At 31.0% G+C, this 19,805-nt stretch carries 22 protein-coding genes; 12 read left to right on the top strand and 10 right to left on the bottom strand.

What is annotated here, in order from left to right; genetic code table 11:
- Positions 1-3: 3 nt before the first annotated feature.
- The 3 genes from CW733_RS01960 to CW733_RS01950 all read right to left on the bottom strand — a co-directional run bounded on the left by CW733_RS01960 (position 4) and on the right by CW733_RS01950 (position 2,612).
- Positions 4-1,287, bottom strand: a complete 1,284-nt coding sequence (locus CW733_RS01960; protein WP_100995195.1) for a lipopolysaccharide assembly protein LapB — start codon at positions 1,285-1,287, stop codon at positions 4-6.
- 89 nt (positions 1,288-1,376) lie between these two features.
- A complete protein-coding gene (locus CW733_RS01955; protein ID WP_100995193.1) occupies positions 1,377-1,934 on the bottom strand; it encodes a DUF4331 family protein in 558 nt (185 codons plus the stop codon).
- A 27-nt stretch (positions 1,935-1,961) separates the two neighbouring features.
- Positions 1,962-2,612, bottom strand: coding sequence for a DUF4331 family protein (locus CW733_RS01950; RefSeq protein WP_100995191.1), 651 nt, complete (start codon positions 2,610-2,612; stop codon positions 1,962-1,964).
- A 152-nt stretch (positions 2,613-2,764) separates the two neighbouring features.
- Here CW733_RS01950 and CW733_RS01945 point away from each other — a divergent pair, with 152 nt between their 5' ends.
- Positions 2,765-3,937 carry an LETM1-related biofilm-associated protein gene (locus CW733_RS01945; RefSeq protein ID WP_100995189.1) on the top strand — a complete coding sequence of 391 codons (1,173 nt, stop codon included), beginning with the start codon at positions 2,765-2,767 and terminating at the stop codon, positions 3,935-3,937.
- Positions 3,938-3,957: 20 nt separating this feature from the next.
- Here the strand turns inward: CW733_RS01945 and CW733_RS01940 are convergent, their stop codons facing one another.
- The 6 genes from CW733_RS01940 to CW733_RS01915 form a co-directional block, all read right to left on the bottom strand.
- Complete coding sequence (locus tag CW733_RS01940) at positions 3,958-4,911, bottom strand: Fic family protein (RefSeq protein ID WP_100995187.1); 954 nt, start codon at positions 4,909-4,911, stop codon at positions 3,958-3,960.
- 65 nt (positions 4,912-4,976) lie between these two features.
- A complete protein-coding gene (locus tag CW733_RS01935; RefSeq protein WP_100995185.1) occupies positions 4,977-5,732 on the bottom strand; it encodes a LytTR family DNA-binding domain-containing protein in 756 nt (251 codons plus the stop codon).
- Between the two features lie 188 nt (positions 5,733-5,920).
- Positions 5,921-6,232 (bottom strand): 2TM domain-containing protein, encoded by a 312-nt coding sequence (locus tag CW733_RS01930; protein ID WP_100998607.1) that lies wholly within the window; start codon positions 6,230-6,232, stop codon positions 5,921-5,923.
- Between the two features lie 2 nt (positions 6,233-6,234).
- Entirely contained in the window at positions 6,235-6,579 is a 345-nt protein-coding gene (locus CW733_RS01925; protein WP_100995183.1) for a 2TM domain-containing protein, read from the bottom strand.
- A 6-nt stretch (positions 6,580-6,585) separates the two neighbouring features.
- Complete coding sequence (locus CW733_RS01920; RefSeq protein WP_100995181.1) at positions 6,586-7,932, bottom strand: 2TM domain-containing protein; 1,347 nt, start codon at positions 7,930-7,932, stop codon at positions 6,586-6,588.
- Positions 7,933-7,934: 2 nt separating this feature from the next.
- Positions 7,935-8,573, bottom strand: a complete 639-nt coding sequence (locus CW733_RS01915) for a hypothetical protein (protein WP_100995179.1) — start codon at positions 8,571-8,573, stop codon at positions 7,935-7,937.
- 306 nt (positions 8,574-8,879) lie between these two features.
- Here CW733_RS01915 and CW733_RS01910 point away from each other — a divergent pair, with 306 nt between their 5' ends.
- The 11 genes from CW733_RS01910 to CW733_RS01860 all read left to right on the top strand — a co-directional run bounded on the left by CW733_RS01910 (position 8,880) and on the right by CW733_RS01860 (position 16,684).
- Positions 8,880-9,314, top strand: a complete 435-nt coding sequence (locus CW733_RS01910) for a hypothetical protein (protein WP_100995177.1) — start codon at positions 8,880-8,882, stop codon at positions 9,312-9,314.
- The gene (locus CW733_RS01905) at positions 9,307-9,744 is read left to right on the top strand and encodes a hypothetical protein (RefSeq protein ID WP_100995175.1); all 438 of its coding nucleotides are present in this window, start codon (positions 9,307-9,309) and stop codon (positions 9,742-9,744) included. The genes CW733_RS01910 and CW733_RS01905 overlap by 8 nt, the downstream gene beginning before the upstream one ends.
- Positions 9,745-10,155: 411 nt before the next feature.
- Positions 10,156-10,659: a hypothetical protein gene (locus tag CW733_RS01900; protein WP_100995174.1), complete on the top strand. Its 504-nt coding sequence runs from the start codon at positions 10,156-10,158 to the stop codon at positions 10,657-10,659.
- Between the two features lie 4 nt (positions 10,660-10,663).
- Positions 10,664-10,981 (top strand): hypothetical protein, encoded by a 318-nt coding sequence (locus tag CW733_RS01895; protein WP_100995172.1) that lies wholly within the window; start codon positions 10,664-10,666, stop codon positions 10,979-10,981.
- A gap of 214 nt (positions 10,982-11,195) precedes the next feature.
- Entirely contained in the window at positions 11,196-11,933 is a 738-nt protein-coding gene (locus CW733_RS01890; protein ID WP_100995171.1) for an outer membrane beta-barrel protein, read from the top strand.
- Positions 11,934-12,099: 166 nt separating this feature from the next.
- Positions 12,100-12,825, top strand: a complete 726-nt coding sequence (locus tag CW733_RS01885) for a tRNA-uridine aminocarboxypropyltransferase (RefSeq protein WP_255411472.1) — start codon at positions 12,100-12,102, stop codon at positions 12,823-12,825.
- A 371-nt stretch (positions 12,826-13,196) separates the two neighbouring features.
- A complete protein-coding gene (locus CW733_RS01880; protein WP_100995167.1) occupies positions 13,197-14,204 on the top strand; it encodes a hypothetical protein in 1,008 nt (335 codons plus the stop codon).
- A 148-nt stretch (positions 14,205-14,352) separates the two neighbouring features.
- The gene (locus tag CW733_RS01875) at positions 14,353-14,826 is read left to right on the top strand and encodes a hypothetical protein (protein WP_100995165.1); all 474 of its coding nucleotides are present in this window, start codon (positions 14,353-14,355) and stop codon (positions 14,824-14,826) included.
- A gap of 19 nt (positions 14,827-14,845) precedes the next feature.
- The gene (locus CW733_RS01870) at positions 14,846-15,769 is read left to right on the top strand and encodes an ATP-binding protein (protein ID WP_157811517.1); all 924 of its coding nucleotides are present in this window, start codon (positions 14,846-14,848) and stop codon (positions 15,767-15,769) included.
- Positions 15,766-16,050, top strand: coding sequence for an STAS-like domain-containing protein (locus CW733_RS01865; protein WP_100995161.1), 285 nt, complete (start codon positions 15,766-15,768; stop codon positions 16,048-16,050). The genes CW733_RS01870 and CW733_RS01865 overlap by 4 nt, the downstream gene beginning before the upstream one ends.
- A 205-nt stretch (positions 16,051-16,255) precedes the next feature.
- Positions 16,256-16,684, top strand: coding sequence for a hypothetical protein (locus CW733_RS01860; protein WP_100995159.1), 429 nt, complete (start codon positions 16,256-16,258; stop codon positions 16,682-16,684).
- A gap of 87 nt (positions 16,685-16,771) precedes the next feature.
- Here CW733_RS01860 and CW733_RS01855 read toward each other — a convergent pair whose 3' ends face one another.
- The gene (locus CW733_RS01855; RefSeq protein ID WP_100995157.1) at positions 16,772-18,925 is read right to left on the bottom strand and encodes a TonB-dependent receptor; all 2,154 of its coding nucleotides are present in this window, start codon (positions 18,923-18,925) and stop codon (positions 16,772-16,774) included.
- Positions 18,926-19,805 lie beyond the last annotated feature (880 nt).

The raw sequence follows: 19,805 nt of genomic DNA, 5'->3' as shown, positions 1-19,805 counted from the left end.
TTTTTATAATTGGTTTATTTTTATTTCCATTAGTGGTCCTAACTCATAAGTTGCACCAAGAAGTTCTTCTTTTAATGGTTGTAATTCTTTTGTTAATCCGTTAGCCTTGTATATTTCGGCAACGTGATATAGTACTTCTGGCTCGTAAGTTTTATTAATTATAAACTCATTTACAATCTCTAAAGCTTTTGTAGTTTCACCATTATTATATAAAGACCAAGCTAACAAATCGTAAGATTGTGGTGTTGCTCTATTTTCAATTTCTCGATTCGCAATAGCTATTGCTGAATCTACAAATTTATTGTTTTCTGCAAATAATTTAGCATTGTAAGCATTATACATTTCTCCATATTGAGAATTTTTTACTGCTTCGTTATAATTTGCTATATAATTTTCTTTTGACACCTCATCTTTTAAAAACTCAGAGATTTCTGCTTTTAAAAGAAAATAATCTGGTGCACTATAGTTTTCTGTAATTGTGTTTAAAATTCTAAGAGCTTCTTCTGGATTGCGTTCGTGAGAATAAACAATCCAAGCAATTCCTTTTTTTGCATAAGCATCGTTAGGGTTAAGCAATAAGGCCTTTAAAAAGTATTCGTAAGATTTATTTATTTGCCCATCGTGCCCATAAAAATCTGCAATATTGGTATAAGACCATTGTTTTAAACCTGCTAAATTTGAAGATTCTGCTTTAGCCATTGCCATTTCCATATACTTAATTGCAGCACCAAGCTTACCAATGTGATCGTTCCATTTTGCTGTTCTAATTAAGTAATCGAAACTATTTAAATCTACTACTTTTTCAAGGTAAGATTTTGCAATATCGAAGTTCCCTAGTTCCATATTGACATCAAACATCATTTTTTGAGTGCTTTCTAGATCTTCGGCAAGTATTTCGGCTTTTTCTAACAGTAATAAAGATGCTTTAAAACGATGTTGGGAAATGTAATTTCTAGCTAAAGCTCTCAAATAGCCTGATTTATTCTGATTTGTTTTTTGATTGAGTTGCAATAAATATGCTTCCGCATTCTTTAAGTTTTCAATATTACCTGTCGCAGCAAACAACTGTGTTTCTGCACTTGCTATTTTTGCTAAATATGGATATTGATTTGGTGTTGCTTCTAGTTTGTTTGCCCAGAATAGTTGTTCTTCTTTGGCATTACTTAATTTTTTGTTTTCGGCAATTAAGAAAACATCATAATCTTTTGCATTAGTAACCGTTTTGTCTACCTCTTTACAATTAAAAAGTAAAGCTAGAACTAGCAATAAGTATAAATTAGTTTTCATTTTGTTTTGTTTTTGTTGGTTATTGTGTTGATTCTATTGTGAAAAAAATCCAGAGCGCTTACATAAGCACTCTGGATTATTATTATATTCTACCAAGGAGAAGCTAAGTAAGGAAAAGAAGAAGAAAATGGCTTATCATTTGCATCTACATGGTCATCTGTTAATTGAGGATTTTCAGAACCATCTGGTCCACCAAAAATTAATAATAACTCTACAGAAATAACATCGTCAGCTAAAGCACGACCAGTTAATACGTTAGTTCCATCAAAAAATGTAGTTGTACCCTCTAAAGACACTGTTAAAACATCTGTAGCTAATGCTCCTGTAAAAGTAGATGCATTCCAACCTAAAGCATTTGTTGTATATCCTGCATTTAATGCTAATAATCTAGATTCAAAAGCAGATTGAAAAGCAGCTCCTTGAGCAGAAGGCACAGTTGTATTAAAGGTGTTCTTTGCAGACGCATCTACAAAAACAGTGTTTATTGCTGGTCTTGCCATTTGATCATCTTGAGAGTAGGTTCCTGAGAATTCTACTGTAGGCTCAGTTGTTGGCGTTGTTGTTGGTGCAGTATCATCATCACTAGAACAATTAAATGCTGCTCCAGATATTAGTAATGCGAACATTATAGTTTTTATATTTTTCATAATTATATATTTTTAAAAAGTTGATTATTATTTAGACTTAGTTTCTACCCAAGTATTTATGTTTCCAGTTCCACCAATCATTGCTTTTGGCACTTCAATAATAATTGACATAACATTTGATCCTGCAAAAGTATCTGCTCCAGGATTATTAAAACTAGTTGCATTACCTGCTATAATCTCACCATATTGAGCGAAATCCATAAAGAAAGGATCATCTCTTGGTCCTGCAAATGCTGTAATACCTGTTGTAGAAGTTGCAGTAATTGCAGTAGCTCCATAAGGTGTAATATCTACAACCGTTCTACTAGCAGTATCATTAACCGTACTGTTTAAACTTGTAGAACTTGAAGCAAAAGGTCCAAATACATACATTTTTCCATCTCTTGGAATAGCTTGTATAACCAAATCTTGAATAGCATCACCATCTGTATCGATGTTGATTTCTACTAACACATTTTCATCAAATGCCGCAGTACCTGATGCTGTTGGGCTTAAAAGACCTTGAACATTTACTACAAAAGCAATGTTACCTGAGTCTTGTCCTTGAAATGCGTAGAAGTCTGTAATGTCACTTGTTCCGCCTGCAACTGCTGGAGCATCGATGTGATCGGCTGCTACCATAAAGAAACCTGTAACCGCTATAGCTGAAGCTCCTAATAAAATTTTAAATTTTTTCATAATAAATGAGATTTTTGTTAATTAATTTTTTGGTTCTCAGTTCTACATACGCAGTAATTTCAAAGTCGGTTTTGTTAAAGTTATGTTAACACAAAAAACCACTAACAATGTGAATTGAAAAAACTAACTTTGTCGACCTAAAGAAATAACAAGTGAACCCATCTGCTTCAGGCTGGATTAAAAAGCTAATCTCAATAAACGACAAGGAATTCTCGAAAGAGTTCTCATCACTTGCTGTGTTATATAAAGCCCTTATTCCTTGCGGCTACATTTATGGTAGTAACACGAATATTGTAAATGATATAATTGATAAAGACGATTTGTCTTCTGAAGAGATATGTAAGGTCAATCATCTTATAGCATTATACGTTACACATAATAGCCTAAAAAATACAGATGATTTTATAGAAGATACCGTAGAGTTTTATAAAAAAATAAATGCACATAAAACCAATTTCTTTCTAGATATTATTAGCAAAGGCGATACTACTGAAACGCTTGAGAAAATTATTCATAAAAGAATTCAAATAGATAACAACCTCATCGACAAGAGCTTCAATTACTTTATAACCAATGCTTTATTATTTATTGACGTTCTAGCTTACAAGCAATATTTAACCACAGGAGCTATTTCTGAAAATTCTATTATTAAAGAGGAAAGTGCTATAGAAACTATTGTTTTAAAAACTTTAAATGCTAAAGTTGAAAAAACCAAATACGATAACAGCCTTATAAACTTATTCGATCAATCTTTAAGATACCAACAAACAAATAAGCTCAATTATAACGAAGCTATTACACTTTTAAAAACGCCTTTAGAAAAACAATACATCCTAGATTTAGCTTGCATGGCAACTTGGTCTGATAAAACAATAGACGACAACGAACGCTACTTCTTATTTCAATTAGGCAAAGACTTACAACTTGAAACAAAAGATGTTAAAAATGCAATGCATTCCATTTCAGACTTTTATATAAAACACAAAAAAGACATTGTATTATTAGGCTCTAAAAATATTGTGAAATCTTTTTACAACAACTCTAGTGCAATGGTAATGAAGCTAATCTCTAGAAATAGTAAGCGCTTACAAAAAGAATTATCCCAAAGTAAAGAGTTAATGCTATTATTAACAAAATCTACTGTTAAAGATCTTTCTAAAGAAGAACAAAAAAAAGTAAACGACCAATTACTAGATATTTTTAAAGCAATACCAAGTCTTGCTATTTTTATATTACCAGGAGGCGCATTGCTACTTCCATTAGTTATTAAATTTATTCCAAAACTATTACCATCTGCATTCGATGATAATAGAATTGAAGAATAATAAAATTAAACATATTTGGCTTAACGTTTACGCTCTCTATTAGCAATATAATTATTTATGGCTTCTTTGGTTGTATACCAATTTCTACCTTCTTTATGTGCATCTATTTTTCCTTGTCTAGCCAATAAGCTAACATATTCTTGACTGTAAGCTACATCAGGCTCTTTAACAATATCGCTTATTATTTGATAGTCTTTATCATGCTCTGGCAATGCAGTTAAATAAATATTTGTTGTACGTTCTAAAGCTTGAGCCATTAGTAACATTAATTTTGCGTAGTTACCTTTATTGGCTTGATTTAAAGCTGCATAATATTTATTTCTATCATTTTTTAAAATAATAGCTGGCGGAAAACCTTCACGCATTAATAACAAGTTCATGACCAAACGAACTGTACGACCATTACCATCGAAAAATGGATGAATATGTACAAACCTATGATGAAATACTGTAGCCAACTCTATACTATTTAATTGTAAAGGATTCTCGTTTACAAAGTCTACCAACTCGTTAAGTAATTGATGCACTTTACGCGCATTTGGTGGCACAAAATTAGCACCACTTATACGAACACCTGCATTACGCAATCGTCCTGCAAAGTCATCTTCTATGGTTCTAAGAACTAAAGCATGCAAAGACATTATATCTTTACTACTTAAAACATAATCTGGTTTAACTAAAGTATATAAATAGTTTATGGCATGCTCGTGGTTTTTTGCTTCAAAATGCTCGCGAAGCGATTTACCCTTAATAGTAACGCCTTCTTGTAAAATCATTTTAGTCTCGCGAAGATTAAGCGTATTACCTTCTATACTATTAGAATTATAAGTCCATTCTATTAGTAAAGCTTCTCGAATACCTAATAAAGCTGTATTAGGAAAAGGTCTCAGTTTTTTAAGATACTGCACCTTCTCTTCCAGACGTATAAACGTTTCTTTTAAATCTTCTCTATATGTTGTATCCAATGTTTCCACATTACAAAGATACAAAATATATCGGTTACTATTAAATTTTAATCTATCCGATGTTAATCTGTTTTTTACTCTAACCAGTTTTTAAAATCCTTAACACGTTCACGAGCTACAATTACATCTTGCTCGTTGTAGTTATTCAGTTTTATTTGTAAACGCGAATTGGTATAACTCACCATATCTTTGATTGCCTGAATGTTAACAAAGAATTTTCTGTTTATTCTAAAAAATTGCTCTGGAGCCAATTCGTCTTCCAAACCGTCTAGTGTGGTATCTAAAAGGTAATTTCTACCTTGTGAAGTATGTAAATATGTGCCTTTGTTTTCGCTATAAAAACATTCGATATCATCAATATTCACCAATTTTAAATACTGACCAACCTTTACCGAAAAGCGTTTTTTATACTCGCGTTCTATCGGGTTTACTAGTAGTTTTTTTATCTCGTTAAAATCTAGCGTTACACTTTGCTTTTTTGGCATTCGTGTTTTAAATTTTGAAACCGCAGTTTCTAATTCCTCATCGTCTATTGGTTTTAATAGATAATCGATACTGTTTAACTTAAAAGCTTGAAGTGCGTACTCATCGTAAGCGGTTGTAAATATTATAGCCGAAGTAATTTCGATAGCATCGAAAATCTCGAAAGAAAGGCCATCGCTTAATTGAATATCTAAGAAAATAAGATCTGGATGCTCGTTATTTTGAAACCATTCTATAGACTCTTCTACCGAGTGTAACATTGTTTCTGCTTGAATATCTAGAGTTTTAAGCATACGTTGTAAACGTCTTGCAGATGGTTTCTCGTCTTCTATAATTATTACGTTCATTGGTTTAATGGCTTTTAGTTTAATGGCTTTTAGCCTTTAGCTGCTTACTCTTGTGTTACAACTTTATCGATTATACTGTTGCTGCTTGCGTTAAGGATTGAAAGGTTTGTTTGAGCTCCTCGAAGAGAGCGAGCCTTGAAAGCCTGACCAAGACAATGCAAAAAAGCATTGTCTTGGTAACGCCCAAACTATTTCCAAATGTGTTTGTCTTTTTCCATAATTTCTTTAATTTTTCGTTCTTCCCAATTGCTTCCTAAAATAAAGTTTGGTAGAAAAACAGTGAGCGCGTGTATAATAATTACAATGCCCCAAAGTGCAAAGGTTATAAAATTATGGGCTTGAAAATAGCTTTCTCCAGGTTCTAGGTATTCTATGTTTTGAAAAACAACTATTAAATTTATTACTACATAAAAAAGTAAATGTGTGTAAAAACCTTTTATCTTTTTAACACGTTGCCTTGCACGATCCAAACGTTGTTGGTCTATTTTATTTGTGCCCATAATTATTCCCATTTTTTATTTTCTTCTTCCATATACTTTTCAATTTTACGTTCTTGCCAAGCTTTACCAAATATTAAGTTTGGACCAAAAACACCCATAAAATGAAAAAACAAACCAATGCCCCAAAAAATTATTGTTGAAAACACATTAAAGCTCCAAAATTTAGTTCCGTTTAGGTTTTGCGAAATCATATATAGAATAAAAGCATTAATTACTACATACGAAGCCAAATGCCAGTAGAAACCTACGATTTTTTTTACTCTTTTCTTAGCTCTTAAATAGGCTTCTTCGCGCTCGTAATTACGCTCTGTGTCTCTACTACTGTATGGTTCTATATTATTTTTCATTAGTCTTTAGCTATAACGTTTATCTTCTTCCTCTTTCATAAATTTTTCAATTTTACGTTGTTCCCAATTGCGTCCTAAAACACCATCGTTTACAAACACTTTGTAAGCATGAATACTTAAGCCTAATCCCCAACCAAACATTGGAAATAAAAACCATTTAAAACCCCAAAAAGTATAATAATTAATAAATATTAAAAACGGAATAACTGTACAATAAGATATTAAATTATAATAAAATTCTTTTTGTTCCTCTACGCGTTTACGTGCTCTTACATATCTATCGTCGAATTGTTTCTCTGGTATCTGTCTCATTACTTTTACTTGTTTGGTAAGCATTGGTATTGCAACTGTAAAGTGGGTTTTATCTTCTACAATACTTACTTTTCTGTTTGTTAATAATTGGTAGCGTTGCGTAATATTATTTAAACCTACTCCACTACTCTTTTTAATTACTTGTTTGGTTTGTAGATTGTTTTCTACAATTAGGTCACCATCACTTTCGTAAATTTTAATATGTAATGGCTTGCTTGTTGTTACCACATTATGCTTTACTGCATTTTCTAAAAGTAGTTGTAAAGATAATGGCACTACTTTACTTTCTGGATTCGAGACTTGCTCTGGAATATCGAAAATAATACTGTCCTCGAACCTCATTTTTAGAAGCGACATATAAGTTTTTGCAAATTTTAGTTCCTCGTCAACTGTTATTAAATCTTTGTTTTTTTGTTCTAAAACATAGCGATATACTTTAGACAAGCTGGTTGTAAATTTTTGTGCATTATCTGGATTCTCTTCTATTAAACTGGTTAATACATTTAAACTATTAAATAGAAAATGAGGATCTAACTGGTTCTTTAAAGCATCGAACTTTGCGCTTGCTGTTCCTGCAATTACTTTTTGTTCTTTAACTTTTCGGTCTTGTTTACTTTTGTAATAATAAATACTATAAAAAATTACGGTAATAAAAATTGAAATACTTAATGCAAATTGATAATTACTTAGTGTTTCGGTTTTTAAAAAATCGTTAAAAGTACTATTGTAAATTATTACTTGTGTAAAATAACGAATGCAAAAGACTGATAAAATTGAAACTCCAATAGACAATATTATTGCTATAACAAGGTTTTTAAACTCGAAAAGTTTATTCCCCAATCTATCGGTTAAATAACTTAAAGTGTAAGCGTTTACCAAATACAAAACAACAGAGTACGCTTGGTTATGTATAAAATACTCTAGTAAATATTTATCTAAATTAATTGTATCTCCATTAATATGCCTAAAAACACATATAATAAGAAAGACTATAATACCAATTCCAAACGCTTTACCAAACTGCTTAACAAAATTAATCATATTTATTCTTTACAAGATTGTATCATTGCTTCTGCACGTTCTTTTCCCCAATGAGGATGAAACTCAGATTCTGGTTTAAAGTTAGCAAAAAGTTCTAAGGCTTTATCAAATTCCTTACAAAATGGCTTAGTATCTTGTCCAAAATATTTTGCGCTTCCCATATTCCATTCAGCTTTATTTAAAACAACTCTTGGATTTGTAGGATCTAGTTTTTGCGCTTTCATGTAAAACTGTTCTACTTTTGGAGCCATCGTCATGCCATATTTTGCGCCATCGCTAGCAACATAAACGGTATATAATATGGCTTGCATAACTAGAATTTCAGAATTGTCTTTAGAGTTTGTAGTTGCGTCATTAATAAAATCTTGCGCTCTTAATAATTGTGCATTCAATTTTTTGGTGTCTTGCATTATAGCAAATCCGTCGAGAATTAAAACTTGTGCTGCATAATAACTTGGCAACCAGTTTTCTTTTTCTGCGCTTGCAATACGCTCGAAAAGGTTAACAGCATCTTCGGTTTTATTCTCTTGCCATAAAGCCATTGCTTTTTGCATACCTGTTTCGTATTTACTTTCGGTTTGTCTTTGTGCTTCAACTTGAGAAGTTAAAAGCATAATGATAATAATTGCTAATCTGTACATAATGGTGTGGTTTTTAATGTTGAGACAAATATGCAACAGAATGTCTGCTTTTTAAAAAGTGAATTACCGAGTTGTCGTTTTTTTATGCTGAATTGTAAATACTTTATAAAATGAAGATAAAATATTAAAAATCGCTTTGCTCTTTTTCTTCAAACCATCCGATTTTTTACTGAAGTAAAAACCACCTTCCTTGGACTGAAGGAAGGAGCTCCAAACAAGAATATTTAACATTAAAACAAAAATACGTAGTGCTACTTATTTTATATAAGGCAGATATTACCTAAATTTAAGTCTTAAATAAAATGGATGTCAGAAATTTTCACACCAAAAGTCGTTTGGACAATTGTACAAGTATGCATTAGCATAATTATACTTTTAAACCTTATTCTAAACCTCAACAAAGTAAAGAACGATACCGTAAACAATAGACTAAGTCTTTGGGCAAATGGAAAGTATTTTTTTATCACCTTTTTTTGGGGCGTTTTAGGCGGACATTTTTTCTTAGGAAGCGCGAAACCTCTATTCTGTTGTAATTGGTGGTTGCCAGTTGCGCTTCTAGTAGTAATTGCTGGTATACTAATGTTGCTTAGAAATAAAATAAAAGTAAAACCATACCACCAAGTTATATTAATTATTTGCGGATTGATTTACGGTCACTTTGTGTGGTCGCAACGTCATGAAGACACTATTTTCGAAAACGGTATTTGCGAAAACACCAACATATTTTGTAAAGATGATTGAACTAAAAAAAATAGTAAATAGTGAAGTCGTTATTAAAAGAATAGAATACTTTTTAATAACACTTTTTGTGGTGCTAATTGCTTGGGACTTGTACTTAGCAGTAACAAAGCCAGACAACAATACTATAAGTAGAGTAATACAAGACAATGTAGATAGTGGTAAATACATACTCACCTACTTTTGGGGAGCCATTTGTGCCAATATCTTTTTTCCAATACAACATAAACCAAAAATTAATCCAACAGTTGGCTCTATTATAATGTACGTAATAGCATTACTAATCTGGATTGCAGATCCAAAAGAAACTGTAGAAGAGTTTTTAAAGGCAGATTTATACCGTTATGGTTTAGGCATGGTATTCGGTTTTATAATTGGTTTTGTGTTTTGGAGACAGCAAGTTGGAAAAACAATAGAAATTAAAGAAGAGTAGTCTTTAGGCTAAGAAATAGATGTTTTGAAGAAAAGGCGAAGCACTTTTAAATAAATTTTAAACCCAAATAAAACAGTAGCTAATAAAAAAACAATAACAGCAAATAAACCAACACCTTAATTCCGACACAGTCGGGAACATCAAAATCAAGAAATAATGAGTGAAGGAATGTAGATGCAAAGCGAAGCTTTAAGCACGTAATTCCGAAAGCGAATGTCACTTTAGTGATTTCCTATTTTAATCGTGATTTTTTGGTTCGTTTTGTATCAAGACAAAATGAACGTAATAAAAAACAGCATCAAATCCTTCCTTAAATTTAAGGACAATGAGTTTACAAATAAAAATAGATGTTTTGAAGAAAAGGCGAAGCACTTTTAAATAAAAAAGCAATATTAAAATAAGTAACACTACATGATAACAACAAAACTAAAAACATACAAACACGTACTACTAGTCTTTAGCTTCCTATTATTAGCCAGTTGCAAAACCTATTTAGCACCAAGTTACAACCAAGAAATAATAACCAAATCTACAGCTGCAACAACAAGCACTTTTCAATACTTTGCAGCAATTGCTGGAGGCACAAATAAAGAAAGCTTTACAACGCGCAAAAACACCTACAACACATTAATAGGGCAATTTGAAACCCTAAAACTCCTGGCCAAAGCAAGACCAATACCAAGTAACAAAACCACACAACGTATAAATAATCTATTAGCAGAACGCAACAGCCCAACCTCATCTAGCGATTACCCAAGTGCTTTTGCCTTTAACCGTATTGTAGAAAACTTGGTTAAAATGAAAGAAAAAGACCAAGCCTCTGGTTTAAACCCAATAGTAATACAAGCCTTTAAAGGAGAGATTGAAATATTTTTAGACCAAGCCATAACTTACGAAAGCTTTTTAAAACGTTAATAACATGAATACTAAAACAGCCAACCTAATAGACTCTATAAAAGACGCAGCTTCCACAATACTAGAAAAAGACATTGCATTGGTAAAAGGATTTAGCGAACGCCAAATAGAAGCCATATCTAAGCAAACCTTAATTATAAAAGCTGGTATTGCAACTGGTGAAATTGAAGACGACCTCATCGCCTTTTTTCTCGACGGACTTAAACACATGGTTACCAACTTTATAAACACACTTAAAGGCATACTTAAAGTAGTTTTAGAAAAAGTATGGAACGGCATTATTGCCGTGCTTTACGAAGCTATTGGCATTTTTAATGTGTAAAAAAAAGATGTTTTTTACTAAATAAAATACGTAGTTATATGTATTGCTTTTCTTATATTTTAAATTTAGCTTGCATCTATAAAAAAAATAGATAATTGAGGAAAACCATAAAGTTTTAATAATGCAAATGGTTTTCTTTACATAATAGATATATAGTTACTAGTAACTATATATCATTGTTAGCATACATTAACCACGAAACCCAAGCTGAACAATGAAACAAAGAATTTTACTAATTTTTATGATTGGTTTTTTAACCAAAATTTATTCACAAGACAAAAAAATTAATTTTGAATTATCTGTTGGACCGACATTATCAGTTCCAAAAACAAGTGAATTAACTAATACTAATGTTGACGGAAGTCCTGAAATTAAATCCTCAATAAACATAGGAGCATTTATTTTACCAAGTGTAAACTATTCACTTAATGAGAAATCATCTCTTGACTTTGGAATCGGATTTTATCTGGATAGATTTTCTATTGAAGATAAAATAGGAGCAGTTACGAATAAAGGAAATCGAAGTATTAGTCAAATTCAGACACCAATAAATTTTAACTTTCAATTTAGTCAAGATAAATCTTATCAATTTGGAATTGGAGGATTTGCGAGTTTTTTAATATCTGCGAAAGAAAAAGGAGAAACTATAACTGATTTTTCACAAATTGATATAATTGACCCAAACGACCCTACATTCAATAACAATTCAACTGTCAATTATGATAATAATATTAAGGATAATTATAATTCAGTTAGTTTTGGAGCATTTATTCAATTAAAGAAAAGTATTTCCTTTTCATCAGACAAAAAAGGGTTTATACTTATAAGAATTAATCAATATTTTAATTCTATAAAAAACAACGATTCCGATTCTGATTTGAGCCAATATATTGACTTTAAAAATGAAAAAGAACCGACAACAGTAAATTTAGGAATTGGAATAATCTTATAACGTATGCTAACACCGTGTATAATTAATTGCTTGGTCACTGCCGACTTACGAACATTCCTGCGGAATATTCTATCTGTGATTTATTTGCTAAATTAGTTGCTTAACCACGCAACTAACCATACACAACAACATTGCCAAACATTTAAAAAACAAAAAAATATTCACCTTGCAAGTAGAAGTAAACAATCCAAGACTCAATTGTTACAAATGCATGAGACCCTCAAGCACATGCATTTGCAAACACATTAGCCCTTTCCATACTAAAACTCGTTTTATTATTCTTATGCACCCAAAGGAGTACAAAAAAGAAAAAAACGGAACAGGACATATAACGAATCTTCAACTTGAAAATTCAGAAATTATAGTTGGTGTCGATTTTACCAATAATAATCGTGTAAATAAAATACTGTCTAATAAAAAAAAATGTTCTTTCTTACTTTATCCAGGAAAAGATAATTTCAACTTATCGCTAAGAAAAAGTTCCGAAATAAATTCTTTCATGGGTAATAATCCACACATCTTCATTATTGATGGTACATGGCCTTGCGCTCGTAAAATGCTTAAACTAAGTAAGAACTTGCAAAAACTAAAAAGAGTGAGTTTTGATAATAAAATAAAATCAAAATTTATTATCAAGCAGCAGCCAAAATCTCTTTGTCTTAGCACTATTGAGTCTGTCTATACTGTCTTAAATTTACTTAATGAAGGTGACTTAGAACAATGCGAAACGAAGGGCTTCCTTATTCCTTTTGAAAAAATGATTGAGTATCAACTCGAATATATTTTAAACCCAAATAGTAAAAACTATTGTTCAACTGCGAGCACAGAGATTATGCCTAAGAACATGTATAAAAAAAACACGGTAAGAAATGTTATTTTTGAACAAGAATAGATGTAATTACTAAATTAATAAGGAAGATATAAAGAATTATAAAAACAGACTTTAACACTGTCTGTAATTAATGGCTAGTTATAGCCTACTTCCAAAAATCCTCACTCTATTTTTCTATTCAGTTTTTACTTGCTAAAGTAGGTCCTTAGACACCTAACAAACCACCTAAAAACACCTTTTTTTAGCTTTTAAAAATACGTAGTTCTACGTATTTTTTTTGATATGTATTAATCTTAGCTTGCTGCAATAAAATAATTAGGGCAATTGTGGATATCCGTAAAGATTGAATAATACTAATTGTTTTCTTTACAAATTAAAGATGTAGTAGATTTTAGCTATATATGATTGTTACCCAAAATTAAAAAAACTCCGTGAATAAAGAGAAAATTGAATTTGCTAAACTTTTTAGTAATTGTAAAAAAAAAGCAATTACTAGTGTTAGAGAATGTTATTATCCAGAATGTAAAACACAATCAATAAATTCCCATATTCTTCAAAAAAACGGAATTTTATCATCAATCGCACCTAAAAAGCATCTTTGGGAACTTGGGATTAATCATTATAAATCACCTCCGTTTCGTTTTGAAAGAAATGGTCTTAATCAAATTTTTTCATTTAATTGTTTTTGTGAAAAGCACGACAATAGCTTATTTAAAAAAATTGAAAGTGAAGTAATTGATTTCAGTGATTATGAAACCTGTCTTTTATTTACTTTAAGAACAATTTATAATGAAATATTTCGAAAAGAAGTTAATAGTAAAACATTTGAATGTTTAATTCAAGAAAAAGATGGAAGTTATAATAATGCTCATTTCAGAGAAACATTGAGGCAAGAAAAACTTGGATTAGACGATTTAAAATTATTAGAGAACGATATTTGGTCTGATTTTAATAATAAAACTCAATCTTACATTTTTAATAATAGGAAAATTAAAAGAGCTGAAATTTGTCTATCATCATTCTACACATATGACACAAGCATTGAGATTGAAAACTATTATTACAAATTCGGAAAAGATATGGAACGAACTTCAGAAATTTATATTAATAGTTTCCCTTTCGAAAAACATTCAATTTTATTAATGGGCTATCATAAACGAGATGAAAATAAACTAAAAGGTTATTTCAATACCTTTTTTAAAGAAAACGAAAAAAAAGTACAAAGAAGAATAACAAACCTTATGCTATTTAATTGCGAAACTTGGGTTGTATCTGATAATTTCCACAAGTCTAAAATTGAAGGAATTGAAGATTTATATGCAACAGCTGTAACGTATACAGGAAATAATAAAAACGAAAGAAAAACATTTGATTTGAATTTCTTTAACGAAGATTTTAAAACTAAATTTCAGCAATGGAAAAATAATAACGTTGGTTAACACCTTATAAAAACAATGCGTGGTTTAGTACTTAACAAGAGTCCATGCTCATTTATTACGTCTGATTTTCCTTCGAAAAATTCTCATACACAAAACCGCATTATTCTTATACATCAACGTTAGCTAAAATAAAAAAACACTCATTTGAATGAATAATCTAGGAATATTAAAAAAATTAATAGAACAACTTGAAACTGATTTATCAACTAATAACAAGTTGATAATCGCATTAATAATATTTGTCTTATTGAATTTTATCTTAACAGGTATAAATATATATTTTCAATTCAAATTAAAGAATAAAGATAAAGAAATTAATCATCATAATTTGAGGGAATCAAAAAGGATTGAACATCAAGAAAAATTATATATTTTACTCGAAAGTTTGACTTATTTTGATGGCAAAGCATCTGAAAAAAATAAGTTCCAAAAAACTATCACTGAAATAAATAAATTTTTAACTCAAAAAAGATTGTATCTAAATAAAGATATTATTAAAATATCACAAGAATTCACAGATTACAACACCCAAATTCTTGTTGATTATAGAAAAAAAAATTACGAAAAAGAGATTTTAATATTAGAAAAATACAATACCAAATTCAATGATTCAAAATCATAACCGAGGAAAAATAATTAGAATGCCTAAGAATTTAGGTGTAAATTCAATTAATTTGGTGTTAACTGAATTTAAAGATGTGTTTAATTATAATGAACAAAGACTTACGGGATATGTATTAGATTTGTCTAAAATTAGAAAGATAAATGTTCTTGGTATGCTAATTGTGTACAAAATAATAGAATATTCAGTTGAAAAAAAATGTTTCCAAAACCCTGAAATTCATTATGAAGAATTGATGGAGGACAAGTGGGCTGAATTTGAATTTATTCCTATATTAAACTCCTATATTAAAGAAGTAGATTCTTCTCAAAGTTTTAAAAATTTAAAAATACAACTAACAGATAAATTCATCTTAGCTCCACAACCTTTATTAAGAAATTCAGATTTTACTGATAAGTATTTGAAAAATAAATTTCTACCTAAAATAAAACAGTATTATCAAGGTCGTGATAAGGTTATATCAATGGTATTTACATGCTTTAGTGAAATACTGCTTAATTTTTGGGAACATGCAGTAGATGACACCAAATCTATTATGATTGCTGATGGTAATAAAAATTATATGGAGATTGCTTGTTCTGATACAGGTAACGGAATAATATCAACTCTAAAGAAAAACCCAAAATATAACGGTTTTTCAAATACTGAGTTAATTTCAAAATGTGTAAATAAAAATGTAACATCAAAGGAAAACACATATCATATGGGCTTTGGGTTATGGATAATTGATCAGATAGTTAAAGAAGTGAAAGGTAGATTTCATTTATTTTCTGAAGGAGTTCATTACTCAAATGAATATGGAAAAGTGAAAATTAAAAATACAGGATTTTGGCAAGGAACAATTGTTTACATTGCCTTACCTCTAAATAATGCTAAATCTCTCTGCGATATTGATAGATTTAAAACAAAAGCAATGGATAATATTAAAATAGATTTCTTATGATAATTAAATTAGAAAAATTTGGACCAATAATTAGTGATAAAAAACTAGGTGATACTATTTCTAAACTTATAGAGAAATCACTAGAGTCTAACAAAGCGATTGAAATCGACTTTCAGAACGTCATTAGTATGGCAACATTTTGTGCAAAACAAATATTCGGGAAATTATATATAGAAAAAGGAGCTGAATTCTTTTTTGAAAAGATAAAAATGTCCAATGTAAATGATGACTTAAAAATCATTATTAAAATGGGAATACAAAGTGCAATTGAAGAAAAATAACTGTACCTAACTTTTAGTTTGGATGTTCCCACAATGTTTTATGACGAGAATCCGGATTTTTATGACAGCCTCATTATTGAATATTAGTTTCCTATACGGAAAAGATAATGTGAATAAATATTTGAAAAAAAAGTAAATTTAAAAAAGGACAACAGGCAACTTGATAAAATAAACCAAAAAATTAAAGAAAGTTACAATTATAAAAATGGCGCAGAAACAAAAATCATCAACAGAAGACCACTTAAACAACCTAAAGAATGATTTGATTATTCATTTTTATCAAGATGCAGCTTTCTATGAAAGACGAACTTATATATTGTTTTTCATCATTTCTGGTTCTGGTCTATATGCTTGTTTAGATTTATATAAAAACTTAAATGAGAATAATAATATATTTTTATTACTAGTGACCTCTGTTTTTTTTATTATTCCTTTGATACTATCGATCATTTCAAATGAAATAGCACGGAAGAAGAGTTTATACAAAGCTGAATACTTTCAAAGTCGAGATGAAATAGACAGAGAAGGTGCTGGTAAATATATTAAAATAGAAAATGGTTTAAAATTAACTATTGGAACATGTTTTTTAATCGGTATAACATTAATAGCAATTATATATTATCAAAATTTTTAACATATTCAAAATTAGAAAATGTTTAATTATAATTACTTTTAATTAGCCTTCTTAAGCTTGTCCTGAATTTATAAATCAACACTCTACTTACAAATTATCCAACTGGTTATCAGTTCCATTCTCGCTAATAGTCCAAAAGAAACCAACAAAAAAGAATTGATCTGCAGCAGGTTTTAAAGCACGTCTAGCAAAATTATTATTTATGTCTGGCGTGTTTGCATATTGGTAACCGTTTACATTATTAAAGCCTAAGGCATTGTTTACAGAGAAATATAGAATTTTCTGTGGGCTTAATAAATAAGCCCAATTAAGACTTAAACTATTGTAACTTTTGGTTTTTGCATTTAAAAAACCATCTTGGTTTGGGTTAGTGTACGTTCTACCAGAAGCAAAAGCATAGCTTAAACCTACTTGGCTTTTCCAATCGTTAATCCAATATTTTCCAACTACAGACACATTGTGCTTGTTTGCAAAATTAGGTTGTGCTGCTGTGGTGTAGTTTCTATAATCGCGCTCTGTATCTAAATAAGAGTAGCTTACCCAATAGTCTATATTTTTTATGCTTTTATTATCGCGATAAAAGAGATCTAAACCTTTGGCAAATCCGTTACCAGAGTTGTTATAATTAGCATCAAAACTAGCAAACTCGGTATCGTACTTAACTAGGTTGTTATAATTTTTGTAATAGGTTTCGGCTCTAAAAATTCTGCCATCGTTATTGTATTGGTAATTTAAAATATAATGTTGTGTTTGCTGTGCTTTTAGGTTTTGCTCGAACTTTAAAATGCTAGCGTTTGGGTTTTGGTAAAAATCGCCATACGCTAAAGACACTTGGCTTCTAGCTCCTGTTTTATAGGCTAAAGATAATCTTGGTGCAATAGTCGCTTCTTTAAACAGTTCGCTATATTCTGCACGCAAGCCTGCTTTTAAGGCTAGTTTTTTAGAGAAAATAACATCGGCTTCTGTAAAAGCAGCAGAGATGTTGTTTTTAAATCCGTAATCTAGAGGTTGTATAGTTTCATTCTGGAACGCTTCGTTAAAATTAGTTGCAAAATATTCTGCTCCAAAGTTTAATTTAAAGCGGTTGCTAAAGCTTTTACGTAGTTTTAGTTTTGCATGGATTGAGTTTTCGGTAGCATCGATGTTATTAGCGTCTATTGCTATATTGTTTATAGCATGAGTGTAACTAAAACCTGTTTCTAATTTCCATTTGTTTTCTAGTTTTGCAGCGTAAGAACCGTTAAGGTAAAGGTTAGAGTTATCAAGTTTAAAATGTAAACCTTCTGGACTGTTTATATCTTCTTGAATAAGTTCGAAATTACTTTTATCGAAAGCCGAATAGAGTTTCAACATTCCGTTATTAGTTTTATACCTGTAAACAGCTTCTCCAGAAACACTTTGAACCGGTTTTTTCCATTCGTTTCTATCTTTAAAAACAGCTTGATAAGGTGCTAAATTAATATACGATGCATTAACACTTAGCGAGCTTCGCTCCCACTTTTTAGTATTACTAAGTGTTGCACCAAGCGACATAATACCAATATGCGTTTTCTCCTGAGTTGGTTCTTCTATAGTATTTAATAACAATACGCTTGATAAAGCTTGACCATATTCTGCACTATAACCACCAGTTGAAAAGGTGATACCATCAAATAAAAATGGTGAATAACGTCCGCGAGTTGGTGTATTGTTTGCAGAAGGTGTATAAGGTGTAAACACGCGAATACCATCTATAAATATTTGAGTTTCCTCTGCTTCTCCTCCACGAACAAACAGTCTACCATCTTCGGCAACCGTTGTTGTACCTGGTAATGTTTGTAATGCGCCAACAAAATCGCCAAGTGCACTTGCTGTGGTTACCACATCCATAGAGGTTAAAGCAGAGATTTTACTATTATCGCCTGCCGAAAATGTTCCTGCAGATAATACAACGGTATCTAACGCGTTTATATCTTCTCTTAAGGTTATTTTTAAGCTGTTTAAAGTAGAAACATCGCTTGAGAGTATATAAGTCTCGAAAGAAATATAAGAAACGGTTAGCGTTTGTGTGCTTGTTTCGGTGGTTTTAAAACTGAATTGACCTCCTGCATTTGTAGTTGCTCCATCGTAAGTACCATCGAGATATACGTTGGCGCCTTCAATGGGATTGTTTTTAGCGTCTTTAACTGTTCCGCTTACAATTGTTTGCGCTGAGAATTGAAAGCTTATTAGTGTAATTAAAATTGCGATAAGAGACTTCATAATTTGGTTCGTTGGTTTTAATTGATGGTACAAAGATGCGTTTGCACTATCGTTTTTAAAACTTATACTTACCGAACTGTCTATTTTTTAGGCTGGAGTGTTTGTTGGATTTGCTTGATTGGTTGGATTCTTGGATTGTTGAATTGTTGGATTCCGCAATACTGTCATTCCTGCGAAGGCAGGAATCTACTTTGTGTATTCAATACTTGTGGGTTCCTGCCTGCGCAGGAATGACAATGTGGTTGAATAGACTTTAGCGTCGCGAAATGTAGGTATTGGAATTTTGGATTACTCGATTATTAGATTAGTTCGATAACTCGATTGGTTGGATTCTTGGATTCTTGGATTCTTGGATTGTTCGATTATTAGATTAGCTCGATTCCGCAATACTGTCATTCCTGCGAAGGCAGGAATCTACTTTGTGTATTCAATACTTGTGGGTTCCTGCCTGCGCAGGAATGACAATCTGGTTGGATTGGTTGGATTGGTTGGATTAGATTGATTGTTGGATTACTCGACTTGTTATATTTTCGGATTAGCTTGATTATTGGATTAGCTTGATTATTGGATTCTTGGATTATTGGATTGTTCGATTCCGCAATGTTGTCATTCCTGCGAAGGCAGGAATCTACTTTGTGGGCTCAATACTTATGGATTCCTGCCTGCGCAGGAATGACAATGTGGTTGAATAGACTTTAGCGTCGTGAAATGTAGGTATTGGAATTTTGGATTACTCGATTATTAGATTAGTTCGATAACTCGACTGGTTGGATTCTTGGATTCTTGGATTGTTCGATTATTAGATTAGCTCGATTCCGCAATACTGTCATTCCTGCGAAGGCAGGAATCTACTTTGTGGGCTCAATACTTATGGATTCCT

The organism is Lacinutrix sp. Bg11-31 (genome assembly GCF_002831665.1).
Lineage (GTDB): Bacteria > Bacteroidota > Bacteroidia > Flavobacteriales > Flavobacteriaceae > Lacinutrix.
The sequence above is the reverse complement of the archived record's forward strand: the minus strand, read 5'-3'. Positions and strand labels throughout refer to the sequence as shown.

Coding starts and splice junctions, on each gene's coding strand:
- CW733_RS01855 (WP_100995157.1), bottom strand. CDS start 18,925: ATGAAGTCTCTTATCGCAATTTTAATTACACTAATAAGCTTTCAATTC.
- CW733_RS01920 (WP_100995181.1), bottom strand. CDS start 7,932: ATGATTAATTTTGTTAAGCAGTTTGGTAAAGCGTTTGGAATTGGTATT.
- CW733_RS01870 (WP_157811517.1), top strand. CDS start 14,846: ATGCCTAAGAATTTAGGTGTAAATTCAATTAATTTGGTGTTAACTGAA.
- CW733_RS01915 (WP_100995179.1), bottom strand. CDS start 8,573: ATGTACAGATTAGCAATTATTATCATTATGCTTTTAACTTCTCAAGTT.
- CW733_RS01935 (WP_100995185.1), bottom strand. CDS start 5,732: ATGAACGTAATAATTATAGAAGACGAGAAACCATCTGCAAGACGTTTA.
- CW733_RS01895 (WP_100995172.1), top strand. CDS start 10,664: ATGAATACTAAAACAGCCAACCTAATAGACTCTATAAAAGACGCAGCT.
- CW733_RS01860 (WP_100995159.1), top strand. CDS start 16,256: ATGGCGCAGAAACAAAAATCATCAACAGAAGACCACTTAAACAACCTA.
- CW733_RS01890 (WP_100995171.1), top strand. CDS start 11,196: ATGAAACAAAGAATTTTACTAATTTTTATGATTGGTTTTTTAACCAAA.
- CW733_RS01910 (WP_100995177.1), top strand. CDS start 8,880: ATGTCAGAAATTTTCACACCAAAAGTCGTTTGGACAATTGTACAAGTA.
- CW733_RS01950 (WP_100995191.1), bottom strand. CDS start 2,612: ATGAAAAAATTTAAAATTTTATTAGGAGCTTCAGCTATAGCGGTTACA.
- CW733_RS01925 (WP_100995183.1), bottom strand. CDS start 6,579: ATGAAAAATAATATAGAACCATACAGTAGTAGAGACACAGAGCGTAAT.
- CW733_RS01955 (WP_100995193.1), bottom strand. CDS start 1,934: ATGAAAAATATAAAAACTATAATGTTCGCATTACTAATATCTGGAGCA.
- CW733_RS01905 (WP_100995175.1), top strand. CDS start 9,307: ATGATTGAACTAAAAAAAATAGTAAATAGTGAAGTCGTTATTAAAAGA.
- CW733_RS01930 (WP_100998607.1), bottom strand. CDS start 6,232: ATGGGCACAAATAAAATAGACCAACAACGTTTGGATCGTGCAAGGCAA.
- CW733_RS01900 (WP_100995174.1), top strand. CDS start 10,156: ATGATAACAACAAAACTAAAAACATACAAACACGTACTACTAGTCTTT.
- CW733_RS01865 (WP_100995161.1), top strand. CDS start 15,766: ATGATAATTAAATTAGAAAAATTTGGACCAATAATTAGTGATAAAAAA.
- CW733_RS01875 (WP_100995165.1), top strand. CDS start 14,353: ATGAATAATCTAGGAATATTAAAAAAATTAATAGAACAACTTGAAACT.
- CW733_RS01960 (WP_100995195.1), bottom strand. CDS start 1,287: ATGAAAACTAATTTATACTTATTGCTAGTTCTAGCTTTACTTTTTAAT.